This is a genomic window from Mesorhizobium sp. M0830, assembly GCF_040319965.1.
Taxonomy (GTDB): Bacteria; Pseudomonadota; Alphaproteobacteria; order Rhizobiales; family Rhizobiaceae; genus Mesorhizobium.
On the sequence record NZ_JAMYOR010000058.1, the window covers coordinates 1 to 14,930 of the forward strand.

A 14,930-nucleotide genomic window follows, 5' to 3' on the forward strand; every position below is an offset into this window, starting at 1 on the left:
ACCGTCGTCTCTGAGCTCCACCCCCGACCCTGTGCAGTTCCAGCCAATCCGACTGCTTTGCACACTCGCGCCAAGCAGTTGTTCCCTCTCGCCTTCAGCCTTGACAGGGAACATGAGAGACTACGACTAGCGTTGGCCGGCCGCATGTTGGAGACGTGCGATCAAATCCCGGTTGCGGCAATAGTCGGGTGGATCATCGGCTTGCTGGTGTTCGTCGAGCCAAATTGCGCATTCGTCCTGGTGGCCGCAGGAGCGGCAGCGGTCCGCCGCTCGGTGGACGACGGCTTCATGGTCCGACACGATTTTCAATTGCCTGTCGACGCCAAGCTTGCGCATCATGCGATCCATCAACGCGGTCCTTGCGTCAACCGAGACTAGGTAGTCGAGAAAGTTCATGTCGGTTGCTCCTCCTTCTTTGCGATCATCGCATGCTGGCGGCAGACGACATTGATCTCGGTCAACAGGCGGAGCCGCTGCCAAGCCGAGGGCAGTCAAAGGATGGAGCGACCTCAATATGAGGACGTTCATTATCCAAGCCATCCGGCAGTGGGCATCGAACCGTCAATACGACATGAAACGGCTGATGCTGCTGTCTTCGATCAATGTGCGTGTGATGCCGCCGAACGCCCATTCCCGGAGGCGGCTGTGGCCATAGGCGCCGGAGACGATCAGGTCGGCATGGATCGACCGCGCGAACGCCAGCAGCCGGTCGCCGTCGGCGTCGCCGGCGATCAGTTCGGTTCGCGCCAAAATGCCGTGATGTTCCAGAAAAACGGCGACATCGGCGAGGCTGTCGCGAATGCTTTTGTCATGGTCCGTATCGATCGTGGCGACCACGACTTCGTTGGCCTTGGCCAGGAAAGGCAAGGCATCTGCTATCGCGCGTCGGGCCTCCCTGGCGTCCTTCCAGGCAATAAGCACGGTTTTTGCCACGAGATGGTCGACATTACTCGCAGCAACCAGGACCGGTCGACCGGCACCGAGCACCAGGCTACCGACATCGACTGCGCGAAAGATATTGTCCGCCTTCTCGCTGCCGGTAACGACAAGATCCGCGCCTCGCGCGGAGACACTCAGGAAGCGAGTCGGGCTGCAAATAGCTTGCACCCATTCGCTGAACATCGAAGCAGGAACCAGCCTCTCGAACTCGGCCCGCAGTTCGGCAAGTCGCTTTTCGATTTCCGTCCGCTGGACCTGCATGATCTCGCCTTCGTAGACCATGCCGTCCCCTGTCGCGACCAACGGCGGGACATCTGCAGCCGCCAGGCCAATGAGGCGGGCTCCAAACCGCTCCGCTAGCTCGATTCCGACCTTCACGATGGATACGGGAGGCGCATCGACGGCAAGATTCACGACAATTGACTTGTAGCACATCGCACGGGCCTTTCGCTGAACGACGGAATGCACGATGAATGCATTTGCTGGCACCCGATGCTTTGATGCGCGTCAAAGGGCCTAAGCGCATCCGTATCCGAGAACGTCGGCCCCGATCCGTTTTGCGTGCGCGGCGAGAAGTGGTAGTTAGCCCTTCTCGCAGGCGTGTCGAATCCAAGGATTTCAGGTGAGCCAAGACGAAGCGCCTATTTTGTCGGCCGGCGGGACGATGCTGAAGTCGGTCTTGTCCCAAATGTTCGAACAGGCCCCGGGCTTCATGGCTATCATGCGTGAGCCGGATCATGTCTTTGAACTGACGAATACCGCCTATCAACGGCTCATCGGCGACAGGCAAGTGATTGGGAAATCGCTGCGCGAAGCCCTTCCCGAACTCGAAGGCCAAGGGTTCTTGGAACAGCTGGACCATGTCTACAGGACCGGAGGGCCATACAGGGGCCAAGGCATCAAGGTCGGTCTTCGCAACAGGGACGACCAGCCGCTTGAGGAGCGTATCCTCGATTTCGTCTATCAGCCGATCAAGGCCGACGATGGCCGCGTCACGGCCATCTTTGTCCAAGGCACTGATGTCAGTGAGCTTTCCTTCGCAAATGCAGCCCTTCAGCTGCGCGAAGATCATTTGCGTTCGATCCTGGCGACGGTGCCCGATGCAATGGTGGTTATCGATGAACTGGGCAGCATTCAATCGTTCAGCACAGCTGCGGAAGCGCTGTTCGGTTATCAGGCCAGCGAAGCCATTGGGCGAAACGTCAACATACTGATGCCGTCGCCCTACCGCGACGAGCACGACGCCTATGTGCTTCGCTACCTGACGACCGGTGAGCGCCGGATCATCGGGCTAGGCCGCACGGTCACCGGAATGCGGAAGGACGGTTCGATCTTTCCAATGGAGCTTTCCGTTGGCGAGATGCATCCCGGAACCGGGCGCTTCTTTACCGGCTTCTGCCGTGACCTGACCGAGCGCCACAGGGCGGAAGCGCGAATACAGGACCAGCAGCTGGAACTGCTCCACATGGCCCGGTTCACCGCGCTAGGCGAAATGGCCTCGACGCTTGCCCATGAGATAAACCAGCCGCTCACGGCGATCACAAACTACCTCAAAGGCAGCCGCCGGCTTCTTGAGAAGAGCACGGAAGAGAACGCACCGATGCTGAGAGAGGCCGTCGAGAACGCGGCTGAGCAAGCTTTGCGGGCTGGAGAGGTCATTCGTCATCTTCGCGATTTCGTCGCCAGGGGCGAAAGCGAGCGTCAGGTCGAACGCTTGCCGATGCTGATCGAGGAAGCCTCCTCACTGGCTTTGGTGGGCGCGAGGGAAATAGACGTGCGCGTCAGCTACCAGCTTGATCCGGAGGCCGAACTGGTTTTGACTGATCGCATCCAAATTCAGCAGGTGCTGCTTAACCTGATACGCAACGCCGTGGAGGCCATGCAAGGCGCGCCGCGCCGCGAGTTGAAAGTCACAACTGTCGCCCGGGACGATGGCATGGCGGAGGTAAGCGTGATCGACACCGGCCCCGGCCTCGCGCCGGAGGTCTCCGCACAGCTTTTCCAGCCATTTGTCACCACAAAGAAGCAGGGCATGGGCGTCGGGCTCTCGATTTGCCGTACCATCGTCGAATCGCACGGAGGTCACATCTGGACCGAGCCAATGCCGGCTGGAGGGACCGCTTTCCGGTTCACGTTGCGCATTGTGGAGAAGGAGGAGGTCACAAATGTCGGTTAGTGATCTGGTGCACGTGGTTGACGACGATGTGGACGTGCGCAAATCGCTTGGCTTTCTTCTGGCGACAGCCGACTTTGCCGTGCGGCTGCACGAATCGGCGACAGCTTTTCTGGCTACCGCGACGGGCAATCCCGACGGTTGCATCGTCACCGACGTGCGCATGCCGGGCATCGACGGAATCGAGTTCCTGCGGCAGCTCCGAACCCGCGGACACATGCTTCCGGTCATCGTGATGACGGGCCATGCTGATGTGGCGCTCGCCGTTCAGGCAATGAAGGAGGGGGCGTCCGATTTCATCGAAAAACCTTTCGACGACGATATTCTGATAAGTGCGATCCGTTCCGCTTTGGATAAGCGCAATCAGGCGAACACTACGCACCCACAATCCACGGAAATCAACGGCCGTTTATCGACGCTGTCGGAACGAGAGCGACAAGTGCTGGATGGACTTGTCTCAGGTCTTCCAAACAAGACGATCGCTTATGACCTCGGAATCAGCCCACGTACGGTCGAGATCCATCGCGCCAATGTCATGAGCAAGATGAGCGCGAGCAGCCTGTCGCACCTCGTGCGCATGGCACTGATCGTAGAACCCAAATCCTAGGAACCATCCTCAAAGGAGTTGTCGTCGAGAGCCGGCACACTGTGAGACCCCCAGTCGCGCCAGTGAGTCGGGCGGATGTCTACCCATGCGCCGGTGGCGGCGTTCCTCCAGCCTTCCCGCTCCTTCATGCAGGGAAACACGAGCGCATGCTCGCCATCCTCGTCGAAGACGGCCAGTGTGAGGTTGCGCCCAAACGGAGCGGTGAGGATCGGTTTCCACATCTCCAGATGATTCTCCAGAAGCGCCAGCCCGCGCCTTGATCTGAATCATTTTCCGCAATTGCCAAATGCGCGAATGTGGACTTTGCCAGCCATGAGCCGGGCGGAAGCACCCGGATGGTGATGGTTCAAAGCGGCGCAAACAACACCTTGGGATGGCCGCGAAATAGGAGACGGCACCGATGCTGATCCAAACTCTTTCCACCCTGGAAAGTACGAGATTGCTGACGGCCAATCGGGTCGGACGGCTCGCATGCGCAAAGAACGGGCAGCCTTACGTCGTGCCCCTCTACTACGCACATGCGGATAATCACCTCTACGCATTTTCAATGCCGGGCAAGAAGATCGAATGGATGCGAGCCAATCCGCTGGTATCCGTCCAGGTCGACGAGCGCGGCAAAGGGCGTGGATGGAGAAGCGTCGTAGTCGATGGCCGCTATGAGGAATTGCCGGACCGGGTTGGCCACAAGATCGAGCGCGACCATGCATGGTCAGTGCTGAGCAAACACGCCGACTGGTGGGAGCCTGGTGCGCTCAAGCCGGTCGTGCCTCCTGTGTCGGACAGCACCCCACATGTGTTTTTTCGCATCCTGATCGAGCAGGTGTCGGGTCGCGAGGCAAGTGAATAGCTGAACGACCACCCCGACCACAGATGGGACGGCTGGGCCGACGGAACCCGTTGTCGTAGGTACTTCCCCGTAAGGATGATGATGCGAGCCACCTACCGCCGCAGCGCGTGCACGCTTGCCTTGTCCTCGCCGGCCGCCGGCAATGCCATGTCATCATCGAGAAGGCGTGTTATGCGGGCAAAGCCTGTGAAGGCTTTCCGAGCTTCCTCGGCCGTCATCTGGCCCGACAGGGCGGCCGAGCAGCAATTCAGCGCGCACTGATAAACCGGACCGCGCCGTCCCGTCGGCCATTTCCGCAAGAACGCCATGGCCTCGGCAACACTATCAATTTCTTCAGTAGGGTGCCCCTGCCCGCGCGAGATCCGCACGGGCGAAATGAAATGCAGGTCGTTCATCGTTTCCTCCCCGTCGATCGCGATGCGCTCAATCGAACCCAATGAAACGCGCCATTCGACAGCCGGTTCCACGCAATCCGAGATTTCTTTTTAGGAGATCGGAATTTCGAATCATCGGCCCGGCAGATCCAGAGGCGGCCCACCATGGAGTGCCGTCGATAATCGCAGTTCTCATTGAATATCTTTAAGGCCAAAGCCGACAAATAGATTGCTTGTCGGTTCCCCTGCGTCAGGCTTACCCTGCACCGCCAACGCGTGAGGGCGCGTGCTGCAAAAGGGGACCATTGCAATGACAATACAGGGTGCTTCACCTGATCTGTACAACGACGACCTGGCGCCTGCCAAAACTCGAAACTGGGGACCATTCTCGATCTTCAACGTCTGGACATCGGACGTTCACAGCCTCTGGGGCTACTATCTCGCCGCCAGCCTTTTTCTATTCTGTGGCGGGTTCGTCAATTTCCTCATCGCCATCGGCATCGGTTCACTGATCATCTACGCGCTGATGAACATGGTCGGCTACGCCGGCGTGAAGACAGGCGTGCCCTACCCCGTGCTTGCGCGTGCCTCTTTCGGCATCTGGGGCGCCAACATACCGGCGCTGGTGCGCGCCGTGGTCGCCTGCTTCTGGTACGGCGCACAGACCGCCGCCGCCTCAGGCGCGATCGTGGCACTTTTGATCCGCTCGCAATGGTTTGCCGATTTCAACGCCAACACGCATCTCCTCGGCCATACCGGCCTGGAGGTGATCTGCTTCGTGGTCATCTGGGCGCTGCAATTGCTGATCATCCAGAACGGCATGGAAACGGTGCGCCGCTTCCAGGATTGGGCAGGACCGGCAGTCTGGGTGATGATGCTGATCCTGGCGATCTACCTCTGCGTCAAATCCGGGAGATTTGCCTTCACCAGCGATATCCCTATGGACGTGCTGCTGGACAAGACCAAGGACGCGGGCGTACCGGGCACGCCGGGATCATGGACGTCGCTGTTTGCGGTGGCGGCGATCTGGGTCACCTACTTTTCCGCGCTTTATCTCAATTTCTGCGATTTCGCCCGTTACGCGCCGGACAAGGCATCGCTGCGCAAGGGCAACATCTGGGGCCTGCCGATAAACCTGATCCTGTTTTCCCTGGTCGCCGGTGTCACCACCATTGCCGCCTTTGACGTCTATGGCGAAGTGCTGCTGCATCCCGACCAGATCTCGGCGAAGTTCGACAGCTGGTTCCTGGCAGCGCTCGCGGCCTTGACCTTTGCCGTGGCAACCCTCGGCATCAACGTGGTGGCAAACTTCGTCTCGCCGGCCTTCGACTTCTCCAACGTCTTTCCCAGGCAGATCGACTTCAAAAAGGGCGGCTATATCGCGGCCGTCATCGCGCTCGTGCTCTATCCCTTCGCACCGTGGGAAGGCAGTGCCGCTTCCTTTGTCAACGTCATCGGTGCGACGATGGGGCCGATCTTCGGCGTGATGATGGTCGACTACTATCTGATCCGGAAGGGTGAGGTCGATGTCGAGGCACTCTATCGCGAGGACGGCGAGTTCCGATTCCAGGGCGGCTGGCATGTCAATGCCTTCATCGCCGCCGGTATCGGTGCCATCTTCTCGTCGATCCTGCCGAACTTCACCAACTGGCTGCCGTCGTGGTGGGGCGTCTATGGCTGGTTCTTCGGCGTGGCGATCGCCGGCATCATCTACTACGTGCTGCGCACCGCCGCTTTGGGCGCTGGCGCCAAGACGGCAAAGGCTTGAAAATGAGGCAGTAGGCAGTAGGTGCAAGGGAGTAGAGAACCGCTTCCCTACTGCCTACTGCCTACTGCTTACTGCCTACTGCCCACCATCTCGGCCAGTTTGCGCACCGTGTTCCAGTTGCGGGATGTACCGACGCCCAGGCGCTTGTGGCTGGTTGCCGTCAGAAGCCGTGAACTGGCGCGCGAGAAGACAATCCAGATATCGCCACCGACGGCGTGCATCTTTTCGTCCTTGCCGACATAAGAGCCGAGCGCCGTGACGGCTTCGTCCGGCACCGGTTGGCGCATCACGCGCACCGTCACCTGATCCGCGGTCGCATTCGATTCGTCCGGAAACGGATTGCTGGCGGCAAGCTTCAGCCAGTCCTCGGCACTCCGCACGATGATGTCGATATGGCGGCCGAAGATCTTTTCGAAGGCTGCTTCCAACCGCCGTTCCAGATCGGCGATATCCGTCGCCGGCGCCTCGAAGACCAGGTTGCCTGTCGCCACCAGCGTGCGCGGGTTCTTCAGCCCGAGCTCTTCGGCCATCGCCTTGAGGTCGGCCATGGCGACCCGTCGCCCCTCGCCCAGGACGATGCTGTAAAGCAGCGCGACGTAGGTCTGCATTGTCCGACCGGCCTAAAGCATGATGCCGAAAAGTGTGAAGTGGTTTTCGGACGACATCATGCTCATCTCTTTGACTTGGAGCTACACCAGCCGGCTCTGCTCCACCGCCGCCTCGATGAAGCTGGCGAACAGCGGATGCGGGTCGAGCGGCCGGCTTTTCAGTTCCGGGTGATATTGCACGCCAATGAACCAGGGATGATCGGGGTACTCGACCGTTTCCGGCAGCACGCCGTCGGGCGACATACCGGCGAAGACCAGGCCGCAATCCTCGAGCCGCTCCTTGTAGTCGACATTGACCTCGTAGCGGTGGCGGTGGCGCTCGGAAATCTGTGTGTCGCCATAGATCTCGGCGATCTTCGAGCCCTTGGCGAGCTCTGCCTGATAGGCTCCGAGCCGCATCGTACCGCCGAGGTCGCCGGTCTCGCGGCGCTTCTCCAGCATGTTGCCTTTCAGCCATTCGGTCATCAGGCCGACGACCGGCTCCTTGGTCGGGCCAAACTCGGTCGATGACGCATGCTCGACGCCGGCCAGCGACCGCGCTGCCTCGATGCAGGCCATCTGCATGCCGAAGCAGATGCCGAAATACGGCACTTTTCGCTCACGCGCGAACTTCGCCGCCAGGATCTTCCCTTCCGCGCCGCGCTCGCCAAAGCCACCGGGAACCAGGATGCCATGCACCTTTTCCAGCCAGGGCGTCGGATCCTCCTTTTCGAAGATCTCCGATTCGATCCAGTCGAGCTTGACCTTGACGTGGTTGGCCAGGCCGCCATGCGACAGCGCCTCGATCAGAGATTTGTAGGCATCCTTGAGCCCGGTATATTTGCCGACCACGGCAATGGTGACTTCGCCTTCCGGATTGTGGATGCGGTTGGACACCGCTTGCCAGGGCTCCATGCGCGGCTTCGGCGCCGGATCGATGCCGAAGGCGGCCAACACTTCCGAATCGAGCCCTTCCTTGTGGTAGGCCATCGGCACGTCGTAGATATGCGGCACGTCGAGCGCCTGGATCACCGCACTCTCGCGCACGTTACAAAACAGCGACAGTTTTCTGCGCTCTTCCTTGGGAATAGCGCGGTCGGCGCGGACCAGCAGGATGTCGGGCGCGATGCCGATGCCGCGCAGTTCCTTGACCGAATGCTGGGTCGGCTTGGTCTTCAGCTCACCGGCCGTCGGGATGTAGGGCATCAGCGTCAGATGGACGTAGACGGCATTGTTGCGCGGCAGGTCGTTGCCGAGCTGGCGTATGGCTTCCAGAAATGGCATCGCCTCGATGTCGCCGACCGTGCCGCCGATCTCGCACAACACGAAATCATAGTCGTCATTGCCGTTGAGGACGAAATTCTTGATCTCGTCGGTAACGTGCGGGATGACCTGCACGGTGGCGCCGAGATAATCGCCGCGGCGCTCGCGCTCGATGATGTTCTTGTAGATGCGGCCGGTGGTGATGTTGTCCTGCTGATTGGCGGAACGCCCAGTGAAGCGCTCGTAATGGCCGAGATCGAGATCGGTCTCGGCGCCATCATCGGTAACGAAAACCTCGCCATGCTGGTACGGCGACATCGTGCCCGGATCGACATTGAGGTAGGGATCGAGTTTTTTGATGCGTGCGCGATAGCCTCGCGCCTGCAAGAGAGCCCCAAGGGCCGCTGCGGCTATGCCTTTTCCAAGTGAGGAAACCACGCCGCCTGTGATGAATACATATCGCGCCATGGGAGTCATCGCTTAACGCGGCCGGATTGATTCCGCCAGAGAAAAAACCACCGCGAAGGTTTTTTCCCAAGAAGGCGCTTGGACGATAGGCAAGGCAAAAGAAAAGGGCCGGCTGAGCCGGCCCTTTGGCAGGATGACGAAAACGTCAGATGATGACGACCTTGGTGCCTACCCTGACGCGGCTGTAGAGGTCCATGACGTGCTCGTTGATCATGCGGAAGCAGCCATTCGAGGCGCTGGTTCCGATCGACTGCGGCGCGATGGTGCCGTGGATGCGCAGATGCGTGTCCTTCTTGCCGTCATAGAGATAGATGGCGCGGGCACCGAGCGGGTTTTGGCCACCGCCGGGCATGCCGTCCTTGTACTGGCCGTAATGCTTCGGCTCGCGCTTCTGCATGTCCAGCGTCGGGATCCAGCGCGGCCATTCCTGCTTGTCGCCGACCGCCACCGTGCCTTTGTACTGCAGGCCTTCGCGGCCGACCGCAATGGCGTAGCGGCGAGCGGTCGAAGATGATTCGACGAGGTAAAGCCGCCGCGCGCTGGTGTCGATGACGATGGTGCCGGCGTCATAGCCGGTGAATTCCACGTCCTGCGGCACGAATTCCGGCTTCACCTTGAACTGCTTCTTGGCTTCCTTCTTGGCGAGGGCCTGATCGAGAGCCCGCGTCTCGGGAAGATAGCTCATCGACGAGCCGGATGAGGTACCGCCGAAAAGACCGGCGAACAGACCGCCGCCGCTTGGCCGCTTCTGGCCGACGACCTCGCTGCGCAGCTCGCCATTGTTGCCGGTCAAGGCGACATTCATCGCCTCTGCCGGAAGCGGCTCGGCCGACTGGATCGGCGCGATTGGCTCGATGATCTTTACAGCCTGCGTCTTGGCCGGCTTGGCGTCAGCCACTTCGGTAGCCGGCGCGCTCTTGCCCTTCTTGGCCAGGAACGCCTGCCGTTCAGCGTCGGCCCTGGCCTTGGCCGCCTCGCGCATCGCCAGCTTCCTGGCTTCGAGAGCCTTGGCTTTGGCGGCTTCCTTGTCGGCAACGATCTTGGCCTCGATCTTCTTGATCTGGGCGAGATCGTCCGGCGTCGGATTTTTCTTCTTCTTGAGAAGCTTCAACTGCGACGCGTCACTCTTGACGGCGACATTGATGGCGCCGGTTTTCTCAACGGAAGGTGCGGCCATATTTGCCGGCGCGCCGGCGAAGGCTGGGGAACTCATGCCGAGTGCGGCGCAAAGTCCCAGGAAAATGAAGCTGCGAAGCTGCATGGCGAAGATCCGATCGTTCTATGCTTGTTGCCCACGGCGTCGCCCAGCGCCCCCAAGGCGCCGGAAATGCCGCGCGCAATCTATAGTCGAATAAACGCGAACGCCTCAAGCGCGAGGCCGCGCCTCACCACGTCGAATCTTCGTGATTGTGCTGCATTTGCCGCGACTGTGTTCAATCGACAACAGGCCGCGGCTGCAGAGCCTGGAGATTACTGGTTCGGAACCTGCGGGGCCGCCGGAGCGGTGCCATTGGTCGAAGACGGTTTCGAGCCGGCGGCAGGCGCCGTGCCCGCCGGAGCTGCGGCGTCGTTGCCGGACGGCGGCGTCGGCGTGGCGTTGCCGGCGGGCGCCGGTGTGGTCGTGCCTGGCAATTGGTTGAGGACACCCTTGCCGGCACCATCCGATGTCGCGGGCACGCGGTCGAGGATGTCGATCGGCTTCTCGCCATAGCGGGCGACGATCGACAGTGTCAGCGACGTGGCAAAGAAGGCCGCCGCCAGGATCGCCGTCGCACGCGTCAGCGCATTGGCGGCACCGCGCGCGGTCATGAAGCCGGATCCGCCACCGATGCCAAGGCCGCCGCCTTCGGAACGCTGCAGCAGCACCACCCCGACGAGGGCGAGCACGACCATGAGATGGATGACGATCAGTACGGTTTCCATAGTTTATCCTGGCAAAGCCTTGCCCGGTCGCGGACACGACCGGTGAATTGGAGGCGGCTCAATACAATGCTTTGATGGCATTTCCAAGCCCGTGGCCGGAATATGGGAAGCAATGCCTTCTTTGCAACGATTTCCAGCGCCGGGAGCCCCGTCCGGCGTGGCGAACATGTTCAAGCGATGTTGCGATAAGCCTCGGCGATGGCAAGAAAATCCGCGGCCTTCAGGCTGGCGCCACCGACCAGCGCGCCGTCGACATTCCTGACGCCGAGCAGTTCGACTGCATTTGAGGGCTTGACCGAGCCGCCATAGAGGATGCGCACCTTTGCCGCAACGCCGCCGAGTTTTTCCGCCAGCTTTTCGCGGATATGTGCGTGTGCTTCGGCCACATCGGCCGCGGTCGGCGTCAGGCCGGTACCGATCGCCCATACGGGCTCATAAGCAATGATGGTGTTGGACGGGGTGGCGCTTGGCGGCACCGATCCGTCGACCTGACGCGACAGCACGTCGAGAGTCGCGCCCGCTTCACGCTGCTGCTGGGTCTCGCCAATGCAGATGATGGCCACGAGCCCGGCACGCCAGGCGGCGGAGGCCTTGGCTTGTACCGTCGCGTCATCCTCGCCGCGCTGCTCACGGCACTCGGAATGGCCGACGATGACATGGCTGGCGCCCGCATCCTTGAGCATTTCCGCCGAAATGCAGCCGGTGTAGGCGCCGCTCTCCCTGCTGTGGCAATCTTCACCGCCGGCATGCACCGGCGTGCGCGACAAGATCTCCGCGGCATGGGCTAGCAATGTCGCGGGAACGCAGACCAGCGCTTCGGTCTCCGCATCGAGCCCACTCAGGAAACCGTTGCCGATCATTCTGAGTTCGTTGAGCGAGGCACTGGTGCCGTTCATTTTCCAGTTGCCGGCGACAAGCGGGCGAATTCCTGGCGTCATGGTTTGCTTCTCCGGGCGATATCGGGCTCTGGCCCTCACTACCAAAATCAGCCCACAAAGCAATCGACAGTGGACCGGAAGGGCGCTATTGCGCTTGGTTCAGACTCGGCGCATGCGAAATTGCGCATAAATCGGAAGTAACGATGCTTGGTGTATTGAGAAGCGCGGCAGGTACCTGGGTCGCGAAGACGCTGCTTTCGCTGTTGGTGGTCAGTTTCGCCGCCTGGGGCATTTCCGGACGGCTGATGGGCGGTTTCGCCGGCCATGATTCGGTCATAACCGCTGGCGGCACCAAGGTGTCGATCAAGGAATACCGGCTCGCTTATGATCGCCAGCTTGCGGTCATGTCGCAACAGTTTGGCCAGCGTCTCAGCCACGAACAGGCAAAGGCGCTCGGCGTCGATAACCAGGTTCTTGCCCAGCTCGTCTCGGGCGCCGTTCTCGACGAACAGGCCCGCAAGCTTGGCCTCGGCCTCTCCAAGGACCGGCTGGCCGAACTGACGCGCGAAGATCCGGCCTTCAAGGGCCCGGGCGGCCAGTTCGACCGCAGAACCTTCGAATACATGCTGCGGCAGATTGGCATGCGGCCGGAGGACTATCTGAAGAACCGTGCCCAGGTGGCGGTTCGCCAGCAGATCGTCGAAGCGGTCTCGGATGGTCTGAAAGCCCCGGACACCTTCTTCAAGGCCGTCGCGCTGTATCGCGGCGAAGACCGCACGATCGACTATCTGACGCTGCCCAAAGCACTGGTCGAGCCGATCGAGGCGCCGTCCGACAGCGTGCTTTCCGCCTATTTCGAGGCGAACAAGAAGAAGTATGCGGCGCCCGAATACCGCAAATTCTCCTATGTCAGGCTTGAACCGGTCGACATCATGGATACAACCGCCGTCACCGACCAACAGGTCAGAGACGATTACAACAAGAACAAGGCGCGCTACACCACGCCGGAAATGCGCACCATCGAGCAGCTTGTGTTCAAGACGCCTGATGCGGCCAAGGCCGCGCTCGATTCGCTTAAGACCGGTGTGACGTTCGACAAGCTCGTCACGGCGGAAGGCAAAACCCCGGCCGACACACTGCTCGGCACGTTGGCCAAGGACAAGATCGCCGACAAGGCCGTCGCCGATGCGGCCTTCGCGCTCAATACCAATGAAGTCAGCCAAGTCGTGCAAGGCGCCTTTGGTCCGGTGTTGCTGCGCGTCACCGAGATCAAGCCCGAGGTGGTGAAGCCGCTGGCAGAAGTGTCCGGCCAGATCCGCAAGGACCTGGCGCTGGGCGAGGCAAGCCGCATCCTCCTCGACGTGCGTGACAATTACGAAGACACCCGCGCCGCCGGCGGTTCGCTTGCCGATGCCGCCGCCAAGCTGAAGCTGAAGGTCGTCACCATCGACGCCATCGACCGCAGCGGGCTGCGGCCCGACGGAAGCATCGTCAAGGACCTGCCGCAATCGCCAGAGCTGATCAAGGCCGTCTTCGATGCCGAGCCCGGTACGGAGAATGACGCTTTGACAACCGCCGACAACGGCTTTGTCTTTTATGAACTGGCTTCGGTCACGCCGGCTCGGGATCGCACGCTGGACGAAGTTCGTCAGAAAGTCGTCGCCGACTGGACGGCGGCGGAGACAACCAAGCGGTTGGCCGCCAAGGCAGATGAGCTTGAAAAGCGGCTCAAGGCTGGCACCACGCTCGACGTCATCGCGGGCGAACTGAAGTTGGAAAAGCAGACCAAGCGCGGCGTCAAACGTGAGGCCGACGATGTCGATTTCGGCAAGGAGGGCGCCGCGGCGATGTTCGGAGTCGGCGAAGGCGGCACCGGCCTGATCCCCTCGCCTACCGGAGACGGGCAGATCCTGTACAAGGTCGCCGAAGTGTTCGAGCCTGCAGGGGCCGATGCCAGCTCGGTGCCAGACGATGCGCAGAAGTCCTTCACTTCCGGCATGTCTGACGACCTGCTCGACCAGTTGGTGGCGCAGTTGCAGACGCAGTACGACGTTCGCGTCGACCAGGCCGCAGTCGCCCAAGCCTCGACAAGATGAGCGCGCTGAAAACTTATATCGCCAAGGTCGCGACCGGAAGCGCGCTTTCCTTCGAGGAGGCGCGCGAGGCCTTCGACATCATCATGTCGGGTGACGCCACGCCCGGCCAGATAGGCGGCTTCCTGATGGCGCTGCGCGTGCGCGGCGAAACGGTGAGCGAGATTTCCGGCGCCGTCGCCACCATGCGGGCCAAAATGTTGCGCGTCGAAGCGCCTGACAGCGCCATCGATATCGTCGGCACGGGTGGCGACAATTCCCACAGCGTCAACATTTCGACGGCATCGGCCTTTGTCATTGCCGGAAGCGGTGTGCCGGTTGCCAAGCATGGCAATCGCGGCCTGTCGTCGCTGACAGGAGCCGCCGACGTGCTGGTTGCACTCGGCGTCAAGATCGACATACCGCCCGAGTTTATCGGCCGTTGCATCCACGAGGCGGGCGTCGGCTTCATGTTCGCGCCCGCGCACCATCCGGCGATGAAGCATGTCGGCCCGACCCGCGTCGAGCTCGGCACCCGCACCATCTTCAACCTGCTGGGGCCCCTCTCTAATCCGGCCGGCGTCAAGCGGCAGATGGTCGGCGTGTTCCTGCCGGAATGGATCCTGCCGGTAGCCGAGACGCTGAAGGCGCTGGGCGCCGAGCATGCCTGGGTTGCCCATGGCGACGGCTATGACGAGATCACCACCACCGGCGAGACGCAGGTCGCCGAACTGATCGGCGGCGAGATCCGCAGCTTCACGCTAACCCCTGAAGCGGTCGGGTTGGCGCGCCATACCAAGGATGAGTTGCGCGGTGGCGACGCGGACTACAACGCCAAGGCATTGCGCGATATGCTGGGTGGCGCTGCCGGCGCTTATCGCGACACCGTGCTGATCAATGCCGGCGCCGGACTGGTCGTGGCAGGCAAAGTGACGACGCTTGGCGACGGCATCGCGACGGCGGCGCAAGCCATCGACAGCGGCCGGGCGCTGCAAGTGCTCGACAGGCTGGTCGAGATTTCGAACGGATAG

15 protein-coding genes are annotated in these 14,930 nt (G+C 61.2%); 6 read left to right on the top strand and 9 right to left on the bottom strand.

Going from position 1 to position 14,930, the window contains the following annotated elements; genetic code table 11:
- Positions 1 to 126: 126 nt before the first annotated feature.
- On the bottom strand, positions 127 to 396 hold the full coding sequence (locus tag NKI20_RS26565) for a DUF6455 family protein (RefSeq protein ID WP_023759211.1): 270 nt from the start codon (positions 394 to 396) through the stop codon (positions 127 to 129).
- Positions 397 to 561: 165 nt separating this feature from the next.
- Positions 562 to 1,374: a putative universal stress family protein gene (locus NKI20_RS26570; protein WP_352835935.1), complete on the bottom strand. Its 813-nt coding sequence runs from the start codon at positions 1,372 to 1,374 to the stop codon at positions 562 to 564.
- A 229-nt stretch (positions 1,375 to 1,603) separates the two neighbouring features.
- Between NKI20_RS26570 and NKI20_RS26575 the strand changes: the two genes are divergently transcribed.
- Both NKI20_RS26575 and fixJ read left to right on the top strand, forming a co-directional pair.
- On the top strand, positions 1,604 to 3,115 hold the full coding sequence (locus NKI20_RS26575) for a PAS domain S-box protein (RefSeq protein ID WP_352835938.1): 1,512 nt from the start codon (positions 1,604 to 1,606) through the stop codon (positions 3,113 to 3,115).
- The gene (fixJ, locus tag NKI20_RS26580; RefSeq protein ID WP_352835941.1) at positions 3,105 to 3,719 is read left to right on the top strand and encodes a response regulator FixJ; all 615 of its coding nucleotides are present in this window, start codon (positions 3,105 to 3,107) and stop codon (positions 3,717 to 3,719) included. Before NKI20_RS26575 ends, fixJ begins: the two co-directional genes overlap by 11 nt.
- Here the strand turns inward: fixJ and NKI20_RS26585 are convergent.
- Complete coding sequence (locus NKI20_RS26585; RefSeq protein ID WP_352835944.1) at positions 3,716 to 3,940, bottom strand: hypothetical protein; 225 nt, start codon at positions 3,938 to 3,940, stop codon at positions 3,716 to 3,718. The two genes, fixJ and NKI20_RS26585, sit on opposite strands and share 4 nt — an antisense overlap.
- Before the next feature lie 179 nt (positions 3,941 to 4,119).
- On the opposite strand from NKI20_RS26585, the gene NKI20_RS26590 reads away from it, so the two are divergent.
- Positions 4,120 to 4,566 carry a pyridoxamine 5'-phosphate oxidase family protein gene (locus NKI20_RS26590; RefSeq protein WP_352835947.1) on the top strand — a complete coding sequence of 149 codons (447 nt, stop codon included), beginning with the start codon at positions 4,120 to 4,122 and terminating at the stop codon, positions 4,564 to 4,566.
- A gap of 92 nt (positions 4,567 to 4,658) precedes the next feature.
- Here the strand turns inward: NKI20_RS26590 and NKI20_RS26595 are convergent, their stop codons facing one another.
- On the bottom strand, positions 4,659 to 4,961 hold the full coding sequence (locus NKI20_RS26595) for a DUF982 domain-containing protein (protein ID WP_023759217.1): 303 nt from the start codon (positions 4,959 to 4,961) through the stop codon (positions 4,659 to 4,661).
- Positions 4,962 to 5,250: 289 nt separating this feature from the next.
- Here NKI20_RS26595 and NKI20_RS26600 point away from each other — a divergent pair, with 289 nt between their 5' ends.
- Complete coding sequence (locus NKI20_RS26600) at positions 5,251 to 6,708, top strand: NCS1 family nucleobase:cation symporter-1 (RefSeq protein ID WP_352835952.1); 1,458 nt, start codon at positions 5,251 to 5,253, stop codon at positions 6,706 to 6,708.
- Positions 6,709 to 6,776: 68 nt separating this feature from the next.
- Here the strand turns inward: NKI20_RS26600 and NKI20_RS26605 are convergent, their stop codons facing one another.
- The 5 genes from NKI20_RS26605 to tpiA form a co-directional block, all read right to left on the bottom strand.
- Positions 6,777 to 7,316, bottom strand: a complete 540-nt coding sequence (locus NKI20_RS26605) for a DUF1697 domain-containing protein (RefSeq protein WP_352835955.1) — start codon at positions 7,314 to 7,316, stop codon at positions 6,777 to 6,779.
- Positions 7,317 to 7,397: 81 nt separating this feature from the next.
- Positions 7,398 to 9,035: a CTP synthase gene (gene pyrG, locus NKI20_RS26610; RefSeq protein WP_084025403.1), complete on the bottom strand. Its 1,638-nt coding sequence runs from the start codon at positions 9,033 to 9,035 to the stop codon at positions 7,398 to 7,400.
- 136 nt (positions 9,036 to 9,171) lie between these two features.
- Positions 9,172 to 10,287: a L,D-transpeptidase gene (locus NKI20_RS26615; protein ID WP_352835960.1), complete on the bottom strand. Its 1,116-nt coding sequence runs from the start codon at positions 10,285 to 10,287 to the stop codon at positions 9,172 to 9,174.
- A 209-nt stretch (positions 10,288 to 10,496) separates the two neighbouring features.
- The gene (gene secG / locus NKI20_RS26620; RefSeq protein WP_023759222.1) at positions 10,497 to 10,949 is read right to left on the bottom strand and encodes a preprotein translocase subunit SecG; all 453 of its coding nucleotides are present in this window, start codon (positions 10,947 to 10,949) and stop codon (positions 10,497 to 10,499) included.
- A 170-nt stretch (positions 10,950 to 11,119) separates the two neighbouring features.
- Positions 11,120 to 11,887: a triose-phosphate isomerase gene (gene tpiA, locus NKI20_RS26625; protein ID WP_023759223.1), complete on the bottom strand. Its 768-nt coding sequence runs from the start codon at positions 11,885 to 11,887 to the stop codon at positions 11,120 to 11,122.
- 143 nt (positions 11,888 to 12,030) lie between these two features.
- On the opposite strand from tpiA, the gene NKI20_RS26630 reads away from it, so the two are divergent.
- Positions 12,031 to 13,923 (top strand): SurA N-terminal domain-containing protein, encoded by a 1,893-nt coding sequence (locus tag NKI20_RS26630; protein ID WP_352835965.1) that lies wholly within the window; start codon positions 12,031 to 12,033, stop codon positions 13,921 to 13,923.
- Positions 13,920 to 14,930, top strand: a complete 1,011-nt coding sequence (trpD, locus tag NKI20_RS26635) for an anthranilate phosphoribosyltransferase (protein WP_352835969.1) — start codon at positions 13,920 to 13,922, stop codon at positions 14,928 to 14,930. The genes NKI20_RS26630 and trpD overlap by 4 nt, the downstream gene beginning before the upstream one ends.